This window comes from Salinirubellus salinus, assembly GCF_025231485.1.
Taxonomy (GTDB): domain Archaea; phylum Halobacteriota; class Halobacteria; order Halobacteriales; family Haloarculaceae; genus Salinirubellus; species Salinirubellus salinus.
This window is the reverse complement of the sequence record NZ_CP104003.1, coordinates 1,670,718-1,688,746: the sequence shown is the minus strand read 5'-3', so window position 1 is coordinate 1,688,746 and position 18,029 is coordinate 1,670,718. Positions and strand designations below refer to the sequence as shown.

Below are 18,029 nucleotides of genomic sequence, written 5' to 3'. Positions count from 1 at the left end.
GTCCCCCGCAGCACTGCCCTCCGAACACCACCCGGCCGGGTGACTCACCGTGAGTCGCCAGCTCCGTGCCGTCCTCCTCGCGACGCTCCTCGTCCTGAGCGCCGGGTTCGCCGGTGTCGGGTTCGGGTCGGCCGCCGCGCTCACCGACGCCGACGCGCCCGCCGCACCCAGCCTCCAGCAGGAGGAGGACCCCACCGAGAACGCCACGCTCGACCCCGCCACGGAGGTGTGGGTCGACGGTGAGGGGAACCTCGTGCTCCGGTACGAGGGCAACACGACCTCCGAGACGGAGGCTCCGACCGGCGCCGAGGCCCCCGCTAGCGAGTCGAACATCGAGTACGGCCTCGCGGTCGGCGAGGGGCTGTTCTACAGCCTCGTGACGGCCAACTCCACGACGGCCGCTCCCGACGCGGCCAACGCCACCGAGGGTGAGTTCCACGCGCTGCTCACCACGGGTCGTCTGAACGGCACCGGGTCGCTCGTGACGCCCCGCCCGGACGCCATCCAGTCGATGACGCTCGACGTCGAGGGGGTCCGCACTCGTGAGGACGCCCGCTTCGACGCGAGCACAGAAATCGTCGTCCCGAACGAGGAGGCCGGCACCGCCAGCCTCCTGCAGAACGCGCAGGTCGACGTGCAGGCCGAGGTCGGCCCCAGCACGTTCACCTCGACCGGGTCGCTCGACGCCAGCCTCCAGACGGCGCTCGGGCCGGCACAGTCACAGTCGTTCACCGTCACCGAGTCGGACGGCGACTACACCATCGACGCCGCGCAGGACTACCGCATCTCCTCGTTCACCGTCGACCGGTGGAACACCTCGGCTCGGGCCGAGCAGACGCTGAACGCGCAGTACGCCGCCATCGCCCAGTCGCTGGGTGGGAGCGCCGACATCACGCTCGAGTCCTACGAGTTCTCCCGGAACGAGGACGACTCGGGCCGCCTCGACATCGAGTACACCGTCGAGTACACGGACGTCGAGCAGGGCCTGTCCCAGCAGCTCGCCTTCCAGCTCGCCAGCACCGAGGACGTGAACCTCACGCAGGCCGAGGCGACCGACATCGCCCAGCGCGTCACCGAACTGCAGGTCAACGAGGTCAGCGCCGCGTTCGAGCAGACCGAGACCGGCGCCGTGACCGGTTCGTACAACCTCGACATCGAGAACTACGACACGGCCCTCGAGGCGGGTCTCGACGTGGCCGACTCGGTCAACTCCAGCGAGTTCGCCGTCCAGACCGAGCAGCTAGACCAGGCCCGGACCCAGCTCGAGGCCCAGCGGGCCGCGAACCTCGTCCGGACCTACTCGCTCTCGACCACCGTGGAGTCCAGCACCGAGACGACGACGCTGAACCTCCAGGCGCAGTCCCGGTCCGAGAACTGGGCCGCCTACGTCGAGGAACTCGAGAGCCGTGACGTCCCGTTCGGCTCGCTCACCTACTCGCTCTCGGGCGGCACCGAGGGTGAGCAGATCGCGCTCGACGGGGAGTTCACGCTCGAACAGGAGGACATCGTCGGACAGGCCATCAGCCAGTTCGAGCAGAGCCTCAACGCCTCGGCGACCGAGGAGACCGACACCGAGGAGGTGCGCCGCTACCTCCGCGCGTTCGAGGCCGCCGAGTTCCAGCGGGCCAAGACCGACGTGACGTTCTCGAACGGTGAACTCCGCATCGAGGCCGGCGCGAAGTTCGACAACCTCGCCGCGCTCCGCGACGTGGTCGCGGTGGCGCAGGGTGACGGCCTGACCGTCACCGAGGTCGTGGGCCGTACCGAGGGCAACACGACGAACTCCTACGTCTCCGTCCGCGGGGCCGTCTCCAGCGACGCGAGCGAGGAGGACGTCCGCGCCCTCTCGGTGGTCGACGAGAACACCACCGTCCACATGCCCGGGACGTGGGACCGCTCGTTCCCGGAGATGGACCGCGACCGTGCCCGGAACTACCTCGGGCTGACGCCGACGCCGACGGCCTCCCCGGCCGGCGGCTCCGGTGACGACGGTGGCTCCGGCGACGACCAGCAGACCCCCGGCGGCTCCAGCGGCGACGGGGCCGGCTTCGGTGTCGGCGTCGCGCTGGTCGCCCTGCTCGCGGCCGCGCTGCTCGCCGTCCGGCGCGAGTGACGTAGAACCGACCTCCCGACCGACTTCTCTTCGCGGTGTGCCGTGCCGCCCGCCCGACTACCCCCGACGCAGCGCCGGCTCCTGTCCGTCCACGTTGTACGCTCGCTCACCCCCAGCGTCGCCTCGCGACGCTCGACTCATCGGTAGAGCGAGACGTAGATCATCGCGAAGCCGACGATGAACGGCACCGTCTCGGCGATCTGGAAGTACGCGAGTTCCGCCCCCACGTCGCCGGCGACGCTCAACTGCGTGGTGAGGTTCGTCACCGCGATACCCATCGAGATGAACGCGAACCCGATGAACGCGTACTGGAGTCGGTCGGACTGTTGCTGGGTGTACGCCTGGAAACTGATGACGGTCAGGCCGAGCGAGAGGCCGAACAGGACCAACCGCATGAAGACGAGTACGATCTGCAGGACGTCGACCATTTCGTTGTGACGGGTCCCGGCGGATTATAAACTGTCCGGGGGAGTCGTGTGGTGGGCGGTGCGCGAGTGGTGCGGCTGCGGGGCGGTGTTGTCGAGAGAGTGCGCTCACCCGCCGCGAGCGTCAGCGAGCGGCGCCTTTCGGATCCAACGTTTTGCCGGAGCGGTTCGCGCCGCGGGCGCGAACCCGACGGGAACAGTTTGGTCTCTAGTCGGTACCGAGTTCGTCCCACAGCTGCGAGAACCGGTCCGGCAGGTTCTCACGCCGGTAGATGCGGACCTTGTACTCGTCGTCCTGCAGCGAGATGACGGTGCTGTCGAAGTTGCACTCGTACATCTTGAAGTGGTTGCCGTCGTCGGCGATGGCCGTCCGCTGCTTGATGAGGTCGTGCTCCTGCAGTAACTCGAGTCGACGGTAGATGGTCGGCAACGAGAGGCCGACCTCCTCGGAGAGCTCCTTCGCGGCGCGCGGCTCCCGGCTGATGGCCGCGAGCACCGTCCGCGCGTGCTCGTCGCCGATGGTGTTGAGTATCTCCTCGATGGGACGCTCTTCTGCCACGTAGATAGCGTTCCGCCCGAACGTGAAAGTGTTTTCTCCTGAGTCATCCTTCGCACCGCCACGCGGGCCGGTGGTTCCGGCGAGACGCTGCTGGACCGTGTCCCGCCGCCTCAGTTGCTCCCGACGAAGTACGTCGCCTGCGTGCCGTCATTGTAGACGACGCTCAGGACGAAGATGATGTCCGTGTTGTTCGGTTCCCAGGCCTCGGTTGCGTCGGCGTTCCGGTAGAACTTCACGTAGACGTTCGTCGTGTCCTCGTCTGTCGCTCCGTCGACCGGAACGTCGATGTCGTACTCGACCAGTTCGCGGCCGATGATCATCCGGTCGGCGGTCGAACTGGTGTCGAAGGTGGACGAGTTGCTCAGACGTGCGGTGAACGAGGAGGAATCGCCACCGGGCTTCGCGCCGGCCACGAAGTTGATCCGAGCCTCACTGATGGTCTTGTCCGATCCACCACGGTTCTGCAGCTCGAGTCGGAAGTGACCGAGTTTGTTCCCATTGCCGACCTCCTCGGAGTCGATTAGCACCACGTTGGTGGCGGGGTTGATGAAGTTCGACGAGTCGGTCCCGTTGACGACGATAGTCGAGAGCACGTCGACAGTGAAATCGACGCGCTCTGCATCACCACTCCCGATGCTGGCCCGGACGACAGTGTCGTCGTCCGGCTCAAACCGAGCCGTTGCGACTCCGCGCTGGTTCGAGTCGACCGTGACCGTGTCCGTGGCCGTGTTGGTGAACACGCCAGTTCCCGAGACGACCTCGAAGGTGACGGGAGTGCCGCTGCGGGGGTTGTTGAATTCGTCCCGGACCTCCACAGAGAGGCTGGTCGCGTCGCCAGAGAGCGAGATATCCGTCCCGGAGGCGGCCGTAAGGTAGGCGGCCGTGGACGAGGTGTCGTCGTCACTCAGACGTATCTTCGTGATACGCAGGTCGTACGTGACGCCGGGGTCAAGCGTAATCGTGACCGTGCCGAGAGTCTCATCGACGACGACGGTGTCGACGTTGGTCTGGCCATCGACCAGTTCGTCCCAGGCGGTCTGGTCGAGTTCTGTCGGGAGCGTCAACTCGATGGGCGTTCCCGTGTCGTCCACGGTGATAGGGCGGCTCACACTGCTCACGGCGCTCGTCTGGAGCGAGAGTGACTCGGTCCCACCCGTCGAGACGTCTCCCTCGAACAGGACGATGTTGATCTGCTGTCCGTCAACCACCCCCCCTTCGTCGATGAACGAGACGGCACCGTTCTCGAACTGCTGGTACATCACTCCGCCTTCGATTCGGTAGGTGGGCGAATTCTGGTATTGTGCGTAGTCCGTACTGAGGGTGTAGGACTGCGTGTCGTAGCTCAGAACGCCACCTCGGACCCCGGTCAGGTACTCGTCAGATTCGGGGTCGATGGTCGTCGTCTGGATGTTGCTGATCGTTACGCCGTCGTCGAAGACCTCACTGGACGAGAAGGTGTAACTAGATGGTGGTGGGTTGATGAGGAACAGTCGCGAGGGATACCGGACCCCCGCGTCGAGGTTCACCGTCTCGCTGGACCCGAGCGCGGCGACACGGTCGAGCGTCTCACCAAACTCCCCGTAGTCGGCCTCGAGCCCCTCGTTGTGTTCGACCTCTATCTGCGCGTTCGCTGCTGGCACCGCCCACACCTGGACGATGACGAGGACGGCGAACACGAGCGCGAACATCAGAATCGCCCCAAGGACCTCCGAGAGCCCTCGTTCGGTCGTGGGAGTTATCATGTATCGTATGTGTATCTCCCGGTCGATAGGGCTTCTATTGGCGCAGGGCAAGCCGCAACGAAGACGACGGCGTACTGGAGAAAAGACACTCTCGGTCGGGCGAACGTCGGAGAATCGAGGTCAGGACGGGGCCGGCGGGTGTCGGTCGACCGCGCTCAGACGAAGGCGAACGCGGCCATCGCGATCAGCACGAGCGCCAGCCCGTACTTCAGGCCGGACATCGTGTCGTTGTCGCTCAGTTTTCCGGCCAGCAGGCCGGAGCCGAGCGCCTGGACGAGCGCCGCGTGGAAGAACATCAGTCGGTAGGTCTCCACGGGGACGCTGCTGAACCCGATGGGCACGTCCGCGCCCGCCGGGGCCGGGTTGGTGTCCTCAAGCCCCGCCAGCGGGGTCAGGAAGCTCGCCTCCAGCAGGACGATGACCAGCAGGAAGACGAGGAACCCGATGACCACCACGGCGATGTACGAGCCGAGTTCGCGGCGGCGGGTCCGCTCGAGTTTCTCGCGGTTGCGGGTGTCCTCGGCCGCGATGGAGAGGACCCGCGACAGGTCACCCGACGACCGGATGCCCTCGGCCAGTAGCTTCATCGTCCGCGAGAGCTGCGGGACGCGGATGCGGTCGCCGAACTTCAGCAGCGCGCCGGTCACGTCGTGGTTCCACTCGATGTCGTTGCGGACCACGCGGAGCTCCTTGGCGACGACGCCCTCGGACCAGCGCGAGACGAGGTCCAGGCCGTCGACCAGCGGGATACCCATCTTGTTCGCCGACGACAGGATGTTCAGCGTGTCGGGGAACCGGCGGGCGATCTCGATCTCGCGCATCCGCTTCAGCTCGTAGAACACCGTCAGCGGTGTCAGGACGACGAGGAGCGGAGCGACGAACAGCGCCGTCGTCGTGGCGATGGGCCGGGCCATCAGGGCCTCCATCGACGGCTCGACGAAGCCGGCGGCGACCATGGCCACGAGGGCACCGAGCGCGAGCGGCACCGTCAGCACCAGCGAGGTGAACGGCTGGTCCAGCAGGACCGCCGTCGGGTCGCGCAGCAGGTCCTCGACGCGGACGCGCAGGGCGTTGCGGTCGTATGGAGTGAACCGCTCGTCGTCGGCGAGGTCGGCACCCGTGACCGCGTCCTCCTCGAGGGTCCCGTGGGTCAGCTCCGCGTCGGGCTGCTCGAACGGCTCGCCCAGCACGTCCACCACGACGAGGAACGCCACCATGGCGACCGGGAGCACGAGGTAGACGAGCAGCGAGAGCTGGCTGAGCGTGCTGCCACCCATGATGCTGATGACGACCAGCACCACGATGAGGAACAGCGGCGCGGCGACGAACGCCACGACGAACACCTCGGCCAGCATCGCCAGCGTCTCGAGGAAGTCCTCCTGGGCCTCCTCGGCCTCGCGGAGGTAGGTGTCGGCCTCCTCCTCGAAGAAGGCGGTGACGTCACCACCGGAGTCGAGCGCCGCGAGCAGGTCGTCGAGGAACTGCTCCATGTTGCGAGACGGGGTGGTGTTGCGCGCGTTCTGCAGGGCCGTGTACAGGTCCGTGCCGAACAGCTCGATGTCGTTGACGATGGCCTCGAACTCGTTCGCCACCTCGCCGTACGTGTCACGCGAGTTCGCCAGCGAGGTCATCACCTCGTGGAGGCCCATGCCGCCGTGGCTGAGCGCGTACATGTAGACGATGGCGTGTGGGAGCGTCACGTCGATGTTCTGTCGCCGGGAGGAGACCACCACGGACGGGTAGTAGTACCGGCCGAACCAGACGCTCGCGGCGACCAGGCCGCCGCCGAGGAACGTCAGCGCGAAGACGGCGAACAGGGTGCGGTTGGCACCCACCCAGTTCACGAAGCCGCCCCTGACGTCGAGGGGGTTCTGCATCGTCGCGAGGACGCCCACGTCGGCGAGCACGTACGCCAGCACGCCACCGAGGACGGACCCCACGACGCTGGCCACGATGGTGAACACCAGGGTCCGCGCGAGGTACTCGTCGTAGGTGACGCCGAAGCGCCCCTGGTTGAGCGAGCGCTGGACCTTCGCGTAGCGCTCCGGGTGGAGCTTGAAGTAGGTTCGGACGTGGCCGTACTCGGCGCGCATCCGGGCCTTCTCGTCCTCGGAGATGGGGCTCTCGCGGCGCAGTTGCGCCAGCCCGTACTCCGGGTGCGGGCCGTCGAGCAGGTACTCCTCGCTGGAGCCGCTCACCGACCCTCACCCCCGTCGTCGTGGTCGTCCGCACCCTCGCTCGCTCCGAACGAGAACGCCTCGTCGTCGGCCGGGTCGCCTCCGTCGGCCTCCGCACGCTGGTCGTCGGGGGTGTCGGCGTCGGTCTCGCCGGCCGCGTCGTGGTCCGCCTCCGCGGCGGCCACCACCGCCTCCCACGTCTCGAACTCGCTGGGGTCGGGGACCTCGACCCCGGCGTCGGGCGTCGCGTCGGCGTCGTCGGTGGTCGTCCCGAGCAGGTCGGTCTCGTCTGCCGCCAGCCGGCCGTCGTCGATGGCCGCGAGGACCGAGTCGGGGTCGCGGGCGAACAGGTGGACGGTGGCACCGACCGTCTCGTAGTCGGTCACGTCGTTCTGGATGAGGAACTCGAGGACCGTCCGGCGAGCTTCCAGTTGCCGCTCGAGCTCGGCGTCGTCCCAGCCACGTTCGGTGGCGATCTCCGCGAGGACGCGGGACTCGCCCACGCGCTCGTGGGTGTCGCTCGCGGCGTCCCAGCGGAACACCTCGTCGTGGCGGATGCGGTCGATGTCGTGTTCGTCCACACCCAGCTCGGCGACGACGGCGTTCCGGCGGACCCGGCGTTCGCCGATGAACGTCTGTTTCTGGATGTTGACGATATCGAGGTCCTGCAGCATCTGGGTCGGCACGCTGAGCGGCGGGTTCTGCAGGCGCGAGAGGGCCGTCTCCACGCTGTCGGCGTGGAGCGTCGTGTAGGCCGTGTGGCCCGTGCCCATCGCCTGGAAGAACGTCAGGGCGACCCGCGGTTCCGTCCGGATCTCACCGACGATGAGGTACTCGGGGCGCTGGCGGAGCGCGGCCTGCAGGAGGTTGTACATCGACACCTCGCCGCGGCCGTCGGCGGTGGCGGACTCGCGGGTGACCGACTGGACCCAGTTCTCGTGGGGGAGGTCGATCTCGCGGGTGTCCTCGATGGAGACCACCTTCGAGGACGGCGGGACGAAGAACGACACCGCGTTCATCGAGGTGGTCTTGCCGGACCCCGTGCCGCCCGCGAAGATGAGCGACTTGTTGTTCTCGATGGCCAGCCAGAAGTACGCCATCTGGTCCACGCTGAAGGTGTTCCACTCGACGAGGTCGACCGGCGTGAACGGGATGTCGGCGAACTTCCGGATGGTGAAGTTCGACCCCCGCGTGGAGACGTCGCCCCCGAGCGTGAGCTGGAGTCGGGAGCCGTCCGGGAGCGAGGCGTCCAGCAGTGGGTCCGAGACCGAGATGGACTGCCCCGCGCGCTGGGCGAGCTGGACCGTGAACGAGTTGAGTCGCTGGCCGCCGAACACGACGTTCGTCTTCAGGTCGCGGTACTCGCGGTGGTAGACGAAGACGGGGACCTCCTCGCCGTCACAGGAGATGTCCTCGATGTTCCGGTCCCGCATGATGGCGTCGATGGGACCGTAGTTCAGGAAGTCCCGTTCGAGGTAGTAGAGCACCTTGTGGAGGGTGCCCTCGTCGACGGTCGCGGCGTGCCGGTCGATGAGTTCCTGTACCCGCTCGAAGAACACCGCCTCGCGATCCTCCCCGGGGTCCACCTCGAGGTACATCAGCGAGTTGCGCAGCAGGGTGACGAGGTCGGCACGGACGTACTGCTCGAACAGGTCGAGCGTCGGCTCGACGACGTGGTAGCGGTACTCGCGGTTCTCTTCGTCGAAGAGGATGCTGACGTACGCGTACGGCTCGTTGACCCAGTAGCGCTCGACCTCGTGGAAGCGCTCGAGGTACTCGAAGTCGAAGAAGTGCGAGCGGACGAACTCGGGCGATGGCCGCTCTGCCATCGCGGTCGCGGCGCTCTCGAAGTACTCGACCACCTCGTCGAGCACGACGACAGCCTCCGGCGGCAGCGTGGGTCCCACCCCCTCGACGGGGTCCGTCGTCACCTCCGACGGCTCCGTCTCGACGCGCCGAACCGCCGGCCGCAGCTCTGCCCCACCGTGGTTCGGGAACGTCTTGGTCTCGTGCATCATGAGTATCGGATTAATAGTATGCTGTCCCTTGTGCTAATCCGTGCTCTTGGCGTAGGGCAACTCCATCGGCAGAAACCGTGACTGGCGTCGGGACGCCCCGGAACGTCGGTTTCAGTCCTGTGGCGCCACGATGTACGCCGACGTGGTCCCGTCGCTGAAGCGGAGCTTCAGGACGAACAGGTCCCCCTCGACGACGTTGTAGCGGTCGCCTCCGCGACGGAACGCGAAGGTGTAGGTCCGGGTCTCCCCCTCCGGCACCGACCGCGCGGGGGTCAGCGTCTCGCCAGCCTGCCCGATGGTCCGGAACGCACCGGCCTCGAAGGCGTACTGCGTCGGTCGGACGCGGGCGACGGCGTTGCTCCCCCGTCCGACGGTGAACGACTGGTCGGCGTCGAAGACGGCGATGCGGACCTCCGAGACGGTCCGGTCCTGTCCCGTCGACTCGAACGTCGTCCGCACCACGCAGTCGCCGTCGGCGTCGTACTGCTCGACGTTCCGCTGGTTCGGGTCGACGCTCCGACACCCCTGCAGGACGGCGTCGCGTAACTGGAGCGCGTCGTCGCCACCGGGGTTCAGGTCGCCCGGTTCGCTCCCCTGACCGGGGTCCTCGGTCGCCGACTGGACCGTCACGTCGTACACGACGCTGCGGGGGTCACCGTCTGCGCCGGTCCCGCCGTCGACCGTGGCCGTCACCGTTCCGTCGGCCGACCCGGCCGTGTAGGTCACCGTCGCCTCGCCGTCGGCGTCGGTGACGACGGTGGTCCCGTCGAGGCGTCCCTCGCTCGCCGCGAACGTCACCTCGACACCCGGTTCGGGGGCGTTGAAGCCGTCGCGGACCTGCACGGTGAGTTCGCGCTCGGCACCGGGGTCGACCGTCGGTGCGGTGTCCCCGCGCGCGGTGAGGTACGCCGGGTCCGGGTCGGTGACGCCGCCACCGACGCCGACCTTCCCCAGCTGGAGTTGGTAGGTCTCGCCTCGGTCGAACACGACCTCGACGGTCTCGCCCGGCCCGTCGCGCACCTCGGTGACGAAGCCGTCGGGAGCGAGCTCGGGTTCGAGTATCCCCTCCCACTGCGCGACGGTGCGGTCGGTCTGCAGGCGGACGAAGACGGGGCCGTCGTCGTCGGTGACCGTCACCGTCTCGGTCTCGGTGGCGAGGGGCACCACCTCCACGGAGAGGGCGCCGCCACGGGACTCGCTGCGCTCGCCGTCGAGCGCGACCAGCGAGATGCGTCGCCCGTCGACGAACGACCCCCCGCCGATGGCCGTGACGGTGCCGTCGGGGAAGCGGTCGGTGACAGTGCCGTGGGCGAGCCTCGTCGTCGGGGCGTTCCGGTAGACGTTGTAGTTCGGGACGTACGCGAGCGAGCGACTGTCGAACGCGAGCGCCGACCCGTCCCAGTAGTCGGCCGTCTCGCCGCTGGCGACGGCGTTCTCCACGGTGAACCCGGCGTCGGCGGTGGAGACCCGTCCCTGTGCGCGGCCGGGGTTCAACAGCAGGAAGCGGTTGGGGTACTCCGGCGCGAGTTCGAGGACGGCACTCCGGTCGCGGCCGGTGGCGGCCACCTCCGCCGTGGCGCTCGCCAGTTCGAGGACGTCCGCCTGCACGCGCTGGTTGTGGTCGAACTCGACGCGTTCGTTCTGACTCGGGACGGCGTTGGCCTGCAACAGGACGAGGACGGCGACGAGCAGGCCGAACAGGAGGATGGCCCCCAGCAGTTCGGAGACGCCACGGTCAGTCCGTGACGGTCTCGGGGGGTGGTCGGCGTCGGTGCCGTCGAGGGTGAGTGGTCCGGACATGGTCAGACGAAGGTGAAGGCGACGAGGGCGATGGTCACGAGGCCGATACTGAACTTCAGTCCGCTCAGGACGGTGTTGTCCGACAGTTTCCCAGCCAGCAGGCCGCTCCCGACGCCCTGGATGAGCGCCGAGTGGAAGAACACGGCCTCGTAGACGTCGACGGGGACGCTGGTGAACGAGAGCGGCGGTTGCGCGCCACCGAGTCCCGTCGTCGGCGGGTCGGCTGTCTCGGCGATGGGGCCGAGGTAGTTCGCGTCGAGCAGCAGGACGACCAGCAGGTAGACGAGGTAGCCGATGACGACGATGGCGACGTAGGAGGTCATCTCCCGCGTTCGGGCCCGGTCGAGCTTGTACCGGTTGCGTGCGTCCTCGGCCGCGATGGAGAGGACCCGCGACAGGTCGCCGGTCGACCGGATGCCCTCGGCCAGCAGGCGCGAGGTCCGTGCCAGTTGCGGGACGTGGAGTCGCGCGCCGAACGCCAGCAGCGCCTCGCTCGTCGACGCGTTCCACAGGATGTCGTTGCGGACCTTCCGCAGCTCCTCGGCGATGGTACCCGAGGAGGAGCGGACGACGAGACCGATCCCCTCGGTCAGCCCGATGCCCATCTTGTTCGCCGACGCGAGGATGGAGAGCGTGTTCGGGAACCGCCGGGTGAGCCGCCGCTCGCGGGCGGCCCGGTACTCGTGGCCCACGGAGAGCGGCACCATCACGGTCAGCAGCGGCACCACGACGAGCCACGTCGTGTTCGCGATGGGGGCCGCGACGAAGGCCTCGGGGCGCAGCCCCACGGTACCGGTGGCGAGCAACCCCGCGACGGTGCCGAGTGCCAGCGGCACCGTCAGCGCCAGCGTGTAGCGCGGTTCGTCGCGGAACAGGGTCACGGGGTCGGTCACCAGGCCGCGCAGGTCGTCGCGCCGACGCTGGCTCCGATAGGCTGCCAGCCGTTCGTCGTCCGGGGCCGGCGAGCCGTGTTCCTCCTCGGGGACGGTCCGGTCGGGTGCGGCGACCCGGCCACGCTGGACGTACGGTTCCGAGAGCGTGTCGACGAGGACGAGGAACATCACCATCCCGATGGGGATGACGGCGTAGACCAGCAGCGTCAACTGCGCGATGGTCTGCCCGCCGACGAGACTGATGACGACGAGGATGACGACGAGGAACAGCGGCGTCGCCACGAACCCGACGATGAACACCTCGCTGAGGATGGCCAGCGTCTCGAGGAAGTCCTCCTGTGCGTCGCCGGCCTCCTCCAGGTAGCCGCGGGCCTCGTCCTCGAGGAAACCGGTCACCTCCCCGCCGGAGTCGAGTACGGAGAGCAGGTCGTCGAGGAACTGCTCCAGGTTGTCGCTGGGAGTGGTGTTCCGGAGGTTCTGGAGCGCGGTGAACAGGTCGTTGCCGAACAGTTCGAGGTCGCGGACGACGGTGTCGAACTCGCGGGCCACCTCCCCGTAGGTGTCCTCGGCGTCCGCCAGCGACCGGACGAGTTCGCTCAGGTTCATCCCCCCGTAACTGAGCGCGTACATGTAGACGATGGCGTGTGGGAGCGTCACGTCGATGCTCTGCCGGCGGGTGCTGACCGCGGCGCTCGGGTAGTAGACGGCCACGAGGTAGGTGGCCCCACCGAGGACGAGCGCGGTCAGGATGGAGACGGCGATCCCGCCGAACAGCACCCGGTTCTCGAAGACGAAGGCGGAGCCGCCACCGCGGAGCGCCGCCGGCGCACGGATGGCGTCGAACGCGCCCACCCGTGCCAGTCCCAGCGTCAGGAGCGCGCCGAGGACGACCCCGACGACGGCCGCCACGAGCGCGTACGTGGCCGCTCGCGCGAGGTAGGTGTCGTAGCTCTCGCCGATGCGTGCCTGGTTCAGCGAGCGCTGGAGGTCACGGTAGCGGTCCGACCGGACCCGGAAGAACGTCCGGACGAAGCCGTACTGGCGCCGGTAGGCCTCGATCTGCTCCTCGACCGGCGGGGCGCCCATCCCCGAGAGCCCTTCGATGGCGTACTCGGGCGGCGGGGCGCCCTCCGGGTCGGCGTCCGGACCGAGGTCCGGGGTCGGGCCGTCGGCGTCCGGGTCGAAGCTCGCCAGCTCCTCGCGGGCCTGCGCCTCGCCCTGTGTCCCCATCGAGCGGACGTTGTCGCGACCCGTCTCGTCGGGTCGGTCCGGCGGCGCCGGGCTGTCCGCGGGGAGGTCGCTGGCGTCGACGTCCCCCGGTCCGGCGGCCCCGGCGTCGACACCGTCGCCCCGGTGACCGTTCGTGGCGTCCCCGGCGGGCCCGTCACCGTCTTCGTGGCCGTCCCCCGAGCGCTCGGGCGTCCCCCCGTCGCTCACGGGAGGTCGTACCCCCGGTCGCGGACCCGCTCTAGCACGTACTCCGGGTCCTTGTGGTAGAGCTTGACGAGCGCGGCCACGTCGCGGTAGTCGGTGACCGACTCCTCGACGAGGAACTGCAACAGCCCCTCACGGCGTTCGACCTCTGCCGCCAGCCGCTCGCGGGACCACCCCCGCTCGTCCGCCACCTCGCCGAGTACCCCCGACTCGCCCACCCGTCGGTGGGTGTCGCTCGAGGCGTCCCAGCGGAACACGTCGCGGGTCCGGATGGACAGCGGGTCGTCCTCGGGGCTCAGCACCTCCGTGACCTGCTGGTTCCGGCGGACGCGGTCCTCGCCGACGAACGTCTGTTTCTGGATGGCGATGACGTCGAGGTCCTGTATCATCGCGGTCGGGACGTTCAGCGGCGGGTTCTGGAGCCGGTTGACGACCGTGTCGATGGAGTCCGCGTGCATCGTCGTGTAGGCCGTGTGGCCCGTGCCCATCGCCTGGAAGAACGTCAGGGCGACCCGCTCCTCGGTCCGGATCTCTCCCACCAGCAGGTACTCGGGGCGCTGGCGGAGCGCGGCCTGCAACAGCCGGTACATCGACACCTCGCCGCGGCCCCCCTCGGAGGCCGACGAGCGTGTCACGCTCTGGATCCAGTTCTTGTGCGGGAGGTCCACCTCGCGGGTGTCCTCGATGGAGATGACCTTCGCACTGGGTGGGATGAAGAAGGAGATGGCGTTCAACGAGGAGGTCTTGCCCGACCCCGTCCCCCCGGCGAAGATGAGCGACTTGTTGTTCTCGATGGCCAGCCAGAAGTACGCCATCTCCTCGATGGAGAAGGTGCCCCAGTTCGTGAGGTCGATGGGCGAGAACGGCACGTCCGAGAACTTCCGGATGGTGAAGTTCGCCCCGCGGGTGGCGATCTCGCCACCCAGCGTCAACTGCAGCCGCGACCCGTCGGGCAGCGTGGCGTCCAGCAGCGGGTCGGAGACGGAGATGGTCTTGCCGGCCCGCTGGGCCAGTCGGACGGTGAACGAGGAGAGCCGCTCGGCGCTGAACTCCACGTTCGTCTCGAGGTCGCGGTACGCCCGGTGGTAGACGAAGACGGGGACGTTCGCACCGTCACAGGAGACGTCCTCGATGGCCGGGTCACGCATGATAGCGTCGATGGGCCCGAACTGGATGAAGTCACGACGCAGGTAGTAGAGCAACTTGAGCATCGTCCCGTCGTCGACGCTCCGGGCGTGTTCCCGGACCAGTTCGACCACGTCCTCCTCGAACACCTCGCCCTTCTCGCGGCCACCGCCGAGGTCGCGGTACATCAGGCTGTTGCGGAGGTACTCGACGAGGTCGGCACGGACGTACCGCTCGAACTCGTCGAGCGCCGGCTGGCTGACGTGGTAGCGGTACTCTCTCTCGCGGGGGTCGTACAGCACCGAGACGTATGCGAACGGCTTGTTCACCCACCGACGCTCGACCTCCTGGTACGCGTCGAGGTACGAGAAGTCGAAGAAGTTCTCCTCGAGGAACGTCCGCTCCGGCGTGTCGACGGCGAGTTCGTCGCCGTGTTCGTCGAGGTACTCGCGCAGGTCCGCGAGGACCGCCTCGCGCACCGCTGACTGGTCGAGGGGTGACTCGCGCTCGGGCGACTGCTGCTCACGTCCCTGCTCCAGCAGTCGGACCGCGCGGGCGGTGGAGGTGGCGTCGTCCGCCTCGGTGTCGACCCGTGGCCCCACCTCACCCGCGTCGGTCTCCTCGACGCTCGCCTCCGCCGTCGCCGAGGCACTCGCGACTCCCGGCGTCGAGCCGTCGTCGCCCCCCGAGAGGACGTCCGCGAGCGTCTCGCCCCCCTCACCGTCGGCCGTCCCCTCCCCGCTCGGGCCCCCCGGCCCCGGTGTCTCGTCGTTCTCACTCATCCGTTGATTTCCCTCGTGAGGCCGCGCACAAGAACCTGTCCGCTGGTATCGACGGGCCGACGGGACTACGGTAGAGTGACGCTGTTCCGGAGGGTCCCGATGCCCTCGTAGAGGATCTCGATCTCGCTTCCGGGGTCGAGCAGGCCGGGGTTGGCCGGACTCCCGAACGAGATCACGTCGTTCCGCTGCAGCGTGAAGCGCTCGGAGAGGAACGAGACGACGTCGCGCGGCTTCACGAACATGTTCTCGGTGTTGTCGTGCTGGCGGCGCTCGCCGTCGATGTGCGTCTCCATCTCCAGACCGACCGGGTCGACCTCGGTGTCGATACAGGGGCCGAGCGGGCCGCTCCCGTCGAACGCCTTGCGGGCCGTGCGGCGCTCTTGGTCCAGACAGTCGAGGTCGTTCAGGATGGTGTAGCCGCGGACGTGGGCGTCCACCTCGTCGGGCGAGATGTCGTGGGTCGTCCGGCCGATCACGGCCGCGAGCTCGCCCGCGTAGGTGAGCTCCTCGGTGAACGAGGGGTACTCGATGGGCGTCTCCGGGTCGTGTAGCGCCACCGGCGGCTTGATGAAGAAGTCCGGTTCGTCGGGCACGTCGTAGCCCATCTGGTCGACCTTCTCGCCGAAGTTGCGACCCACGCAGTACATCGCGCTGGGCTCGCACGGCGCGAGCAGGGCGGCCTCGTCGGTGTTCGTGTCGAACGTTCCCACGTCCGTCGTGACGACGCCGTCGTCGTACTCGCCCTCCAGCACGTCCCCGTCGACGTCGATACGTGCGACCTTCATATCCGGGTCGGCGGACGGGGCGTGGTTAGGCGTTTCCGTTCGGCTCCGGGCGGAGTCGGGCGGCAGCGAGCGCGAACAGACGGCCCCACGCGTACCCGAACCCCGCGACCACGGCGGCGGTGACGGCCGCCACGGTCAGCCCGGCCGGGTCGAAGACGAACGCGAGGCGGTCACCGAGCGGCCGCCCGGTCGAGAGCCACAGGAACGCCCACGTGACGCTCAGCCCGACGTGGGGAGTGAACGCGACGAGCCACGCGGGCACGAGACCGCCGCGGCGGTAGCCGACGCCCGCGGCCGCGACGAGGCCGACGAGGGCCGCGTGGAACGGGACCAGCACGACACCCCCGCCGAGTTCGAACACGCCGACGGCGTAGGCGACAGCGGTGAGAACGCCGAGCGTGACGGCCAGCAGGACGTCGAGCCGACGCTGGAACCGGTCGGGACCGAGCAGGAGGGTTCGGGCGGACGGGCGTGGAGGGACCATACGGCGACGCCTCGGGCGGGAGACATGAGCCTTCGGGGGACCGTGGCCGTGCGTGGCACACGGTGACCGCCCACGGCCTCCGCCGCGACCAATCGGTTTAGTACGTCGGACGACGAACAGGTAGGTATGCAAGACAGCCCGCTGGCCGGTCGCTCGGTCGGCGTCGTCGGTAGTGGTTTCGGCGGCCTCTCCACCGCGTGTTACCTCGCCGACGCCGGTGCCGACGTCACGGTCCTCGAGAAGAACGAACAGCTCGGGGGGCGTGCCTCCCGACTGGAGGCCGACGGCTTCCGCTTCGACATGGGTCCCTCCTGGTACCTGATGCCCGACGTGTTCGAGCGGTTCTTCGCACACTTCGGCAAGGAGCCGAGCGACTACTACACGCTCTCGCGGCTCGACCCCCACTACCGCATCTTCTTCAAGGATGGCGACCGGGTCGACATCGTCCCCGAGGTCGAGGAGAACGTCGCGACGTTCGAGGCGTACGAGGAGGGCGCGGGCGAGAAGCTCCGGGAGTACCTCGACACCTCCGAGACGCACTACGACGTGGCGATGAACCAGTTCGTCTACGAGGACCGGCCCCGCCTCCGTGACTGGGTGGACCTCGACGTGATGAAGGCCGCCCCCATCGGCCTGAAACTCGTCGGCAAGATGGACGACTACGTCTCGGGCTACTTCGAGAACCCCAAACTCCAGCAGATCATGCAGTACACGCTGGTGTTCCTCGGTGGCTCGCCGAAGAACACGCCGGCGCTCTACAACATGATGAGCCACGTCGACTTCAACATGGGCGTCTACTACCCCGACGGCGGCATCGGGGCAGTGGTGGACGCCCTGGTCGAACTCGGCGAGGAACTCGGCGTCTCCTACCGAACGAACGCCGAGGTGACGGAGATCATCTCGCGGAAGGACGGCTTCGAACTCGAACTCGCACCCGCCGTGGACCCCGAGTACGAGACGCCGGAGGCGGCGACGGTGCCGGACGGCGGCGCGACCACTGCACAGGGTGGTGAGCGACTCGCGTTCGACTACGTCGTCAGCGACGCCGACTACGCACACACCGAACAGGAACTCCTGCCCGAACACCTGCGGACGTACGACGCCGACTACTGGGAGTCCCGGACCTACGCCCCGAGCGCGTTCCTGATGTACATGGGTGTGGAGGGCGACGTGGACCCGCTGGCGCACCACACGCTCGTCCTGCCGACGGACTGGGACCCGCACTTCGAGCAGATATTCGACGACCCCGAGTGGCCCGAGGACCCCGCGTACTACCTCTGTGTGCCGAGTGAGACGGACGACACCGTCGCGCCGGAGGGCCACTCGAACCTGTTCGCGCTGGTCCCCATCGCGCCCGGCCTCGAAGACAGCGAGGCGACCCGACAGCGGTACCGCGAACTCGTGCTGGACGACATCGCCGAGAACACCGGTGTCGAACTGCGCGACCGTATCCTCTTCGAGGAGCAGTTCACGGTGAGCGAGTTCGCCGAGCGGTACAACTCGATGGCCGGGACGGCGCTCGGGATGGCCCACACGCTCCGGCAGACGGCGCTGTTCCGCCCTGACCGCCGCTCCAAGAAGGTGCCCGGCCTCTACTTCACGGGGTCGTACACTACGCCTGGTATCGGCGTCCCGATGTGTCTCATCAGTGGGCAACACACCGCCGACGCCGTGCTCGAGGACGTTCGGTGA

Annotated in this window: 12 protein-coding genes; 2 read left to right on the top strand and 10 right to left on the bottom strand. The window is 68.2% G+C overall.

From position 1 onward, the window contains the following. The first annotated feature begins 49 nt into the window (after positions 1-49). Entirely contained in the window at positions 50-2,113 is a 2,064-nt protein-coding gene (locus tag N0B31_RS09295) for a PGF-CTERM sorting domain-containing protein (protein WP_260643586.1), read from the top strand. A 137-nt stretch (positions 2,114-2,250) separates the two neighbouring features. Here the strand turns inward: N0B31_RS09295 and N0B31_RS09290 are convergent, their stop codons facing one another. The 10 genes from N0B31_RS09290 to N0B31_RS09245 all read right to left on the bottom strand — a co-directional run bounded on the left by N0B31_RS09290 (position 2,251) and on the right by N0B31_RS09245 (position 16,337). After that, complete coding sequence (locus tag N0B31_RS09290; RefSeq protein ID WP_260643585.1) at positions 2,251-2,541, bottom strand: DUF7521 family protein; 291 nt, start codon at positions 2,539-2,541, stop codon at positions 2,251-2,253. Between the two features lie 205 nt (positions 2,542-2,746). After that, a complete protein-coding gene (locus N0B31_RS09285; protein ID WP_260643584.1) occupies positions 2,747-3,097 on the bottom strand; it encodes an ArsR/SmtB family transcription factor in 351 nt (116 codons plus the stop codon). A gap of 110 nt (positions 3,098-3,207) precedes the next feature. Further along, positions 3,208-4,839: an Ig-like domain-containing protein gene (locus N0B31_RS09280; RefSeq protein WP_260643583.1), complete on the bottom strand. Its 1,632-nt coding sequence runs from the start codon at positions 4,837-4,839 to the stop codon at positions 3,208-3,210. Positions 4,840-4,994: 155 nt separating this feature from the next. Continuing rightward, entirely contained in the window at positions 4,995-7,037 is a 2,043-nt protein-coding gene (locus tag N0B31_RS09275) for a type II secretion system F family protein (protein WP_260643582.1), read from the bottom strand. After that, complete coding sequence (locus N0B31_RS09270; RefSeq protein WP_260643581.1) at positions 7,034-9,031, bottom strand: type II/IV secretion system ATPase subunit; 1,998 nt, start codon at positions 9,029-9,031, stop codon at positions 7,034-7,036. Before N0B31_RS09270 ends, N0B31_RS09275 begins: the two co-directional genes overlap by 4 nt. Before the next feature lie 114 nt (positions 9,032-9,145). Beyond that, positions 9,146-10,834 carry an Ig-like domain-containing protein gene (locus tag N0B31_RS09265; RefSeq protein ID WP_260643580.1) on the bottom strand — a complete coding sequence of 563 codons (1,689 nt, stop codon included), beginning with the start codon at positions 10,832-10,834 and terminating at the stop codon, positions 9,146-9,148. 2 nt (positions 10,835-10,836) lie between these two features. Continuing rightward, positions 10,837-13,164 carry a type II secretion system F family protein gene (locus N0B31_RS09260; protein ID WP_260643579.1) on the bottom strand — a complete coding sequence of 776 codons (2,328 nt, stop codon included), beginning with the start codon at positions 13,162-13,164 and terminating at the stop codon, positions 10,837-10,839. Next, complete coding sequence (locus tag N0B31_RS09255; protein ID WP_260643578.1) at positions 13,161-15,068, bottom strand: type II/IV secretion system ATPase subunit; 1,908 nt, start codon at positions 15,066-15,068, stop codon at positions 13,161-13,163. The genes N0B31_RS09260 and N0B31_RS09255 overlap by 4 nt, the downstream gene beginning before the upstream one ends. Before the next feature lie 65 nt (positions 15,069-15,133). After that, entirely contained in the window at positions 15,134-15,853 is a 720-nt protein-coding gene (locus N0B31_RS09250) for a fumarylacetoacetate hydrolase family protein (RefSeq protein ID WP_260643577.1), read from the bottom strand. A 25-nt stretch (positions 15,854-15,878) separates the two neighbouring features. Further along, a complete protein-coding gene (locus N0B31_RS09245) occupies positions 15,879-16,337 on the bottom strand; it encodes a hypothetical protein (RefSeq protein ID WP_260643576.1) in 459 nt (152 codons plus the stop codon). A 126-nt stretch (positions 16,338-16,463) separates the two neighbouring features. Between N0B31_RS09245 and crtID the strand changes: the two genes are divergently transcribed. Beyond that, on the top strand, positions 16,464-18,029 hold the full coding sequence (crtID, locus tag N0B31_RS09240; RefSeq protein ID WP_260643575.1) for a bifunctional phytoene desaturase/3,4-desaturase: 1,566 nt from the start codon (positions 16,464-16,466) through the stop codon (positions 18,027-18,029).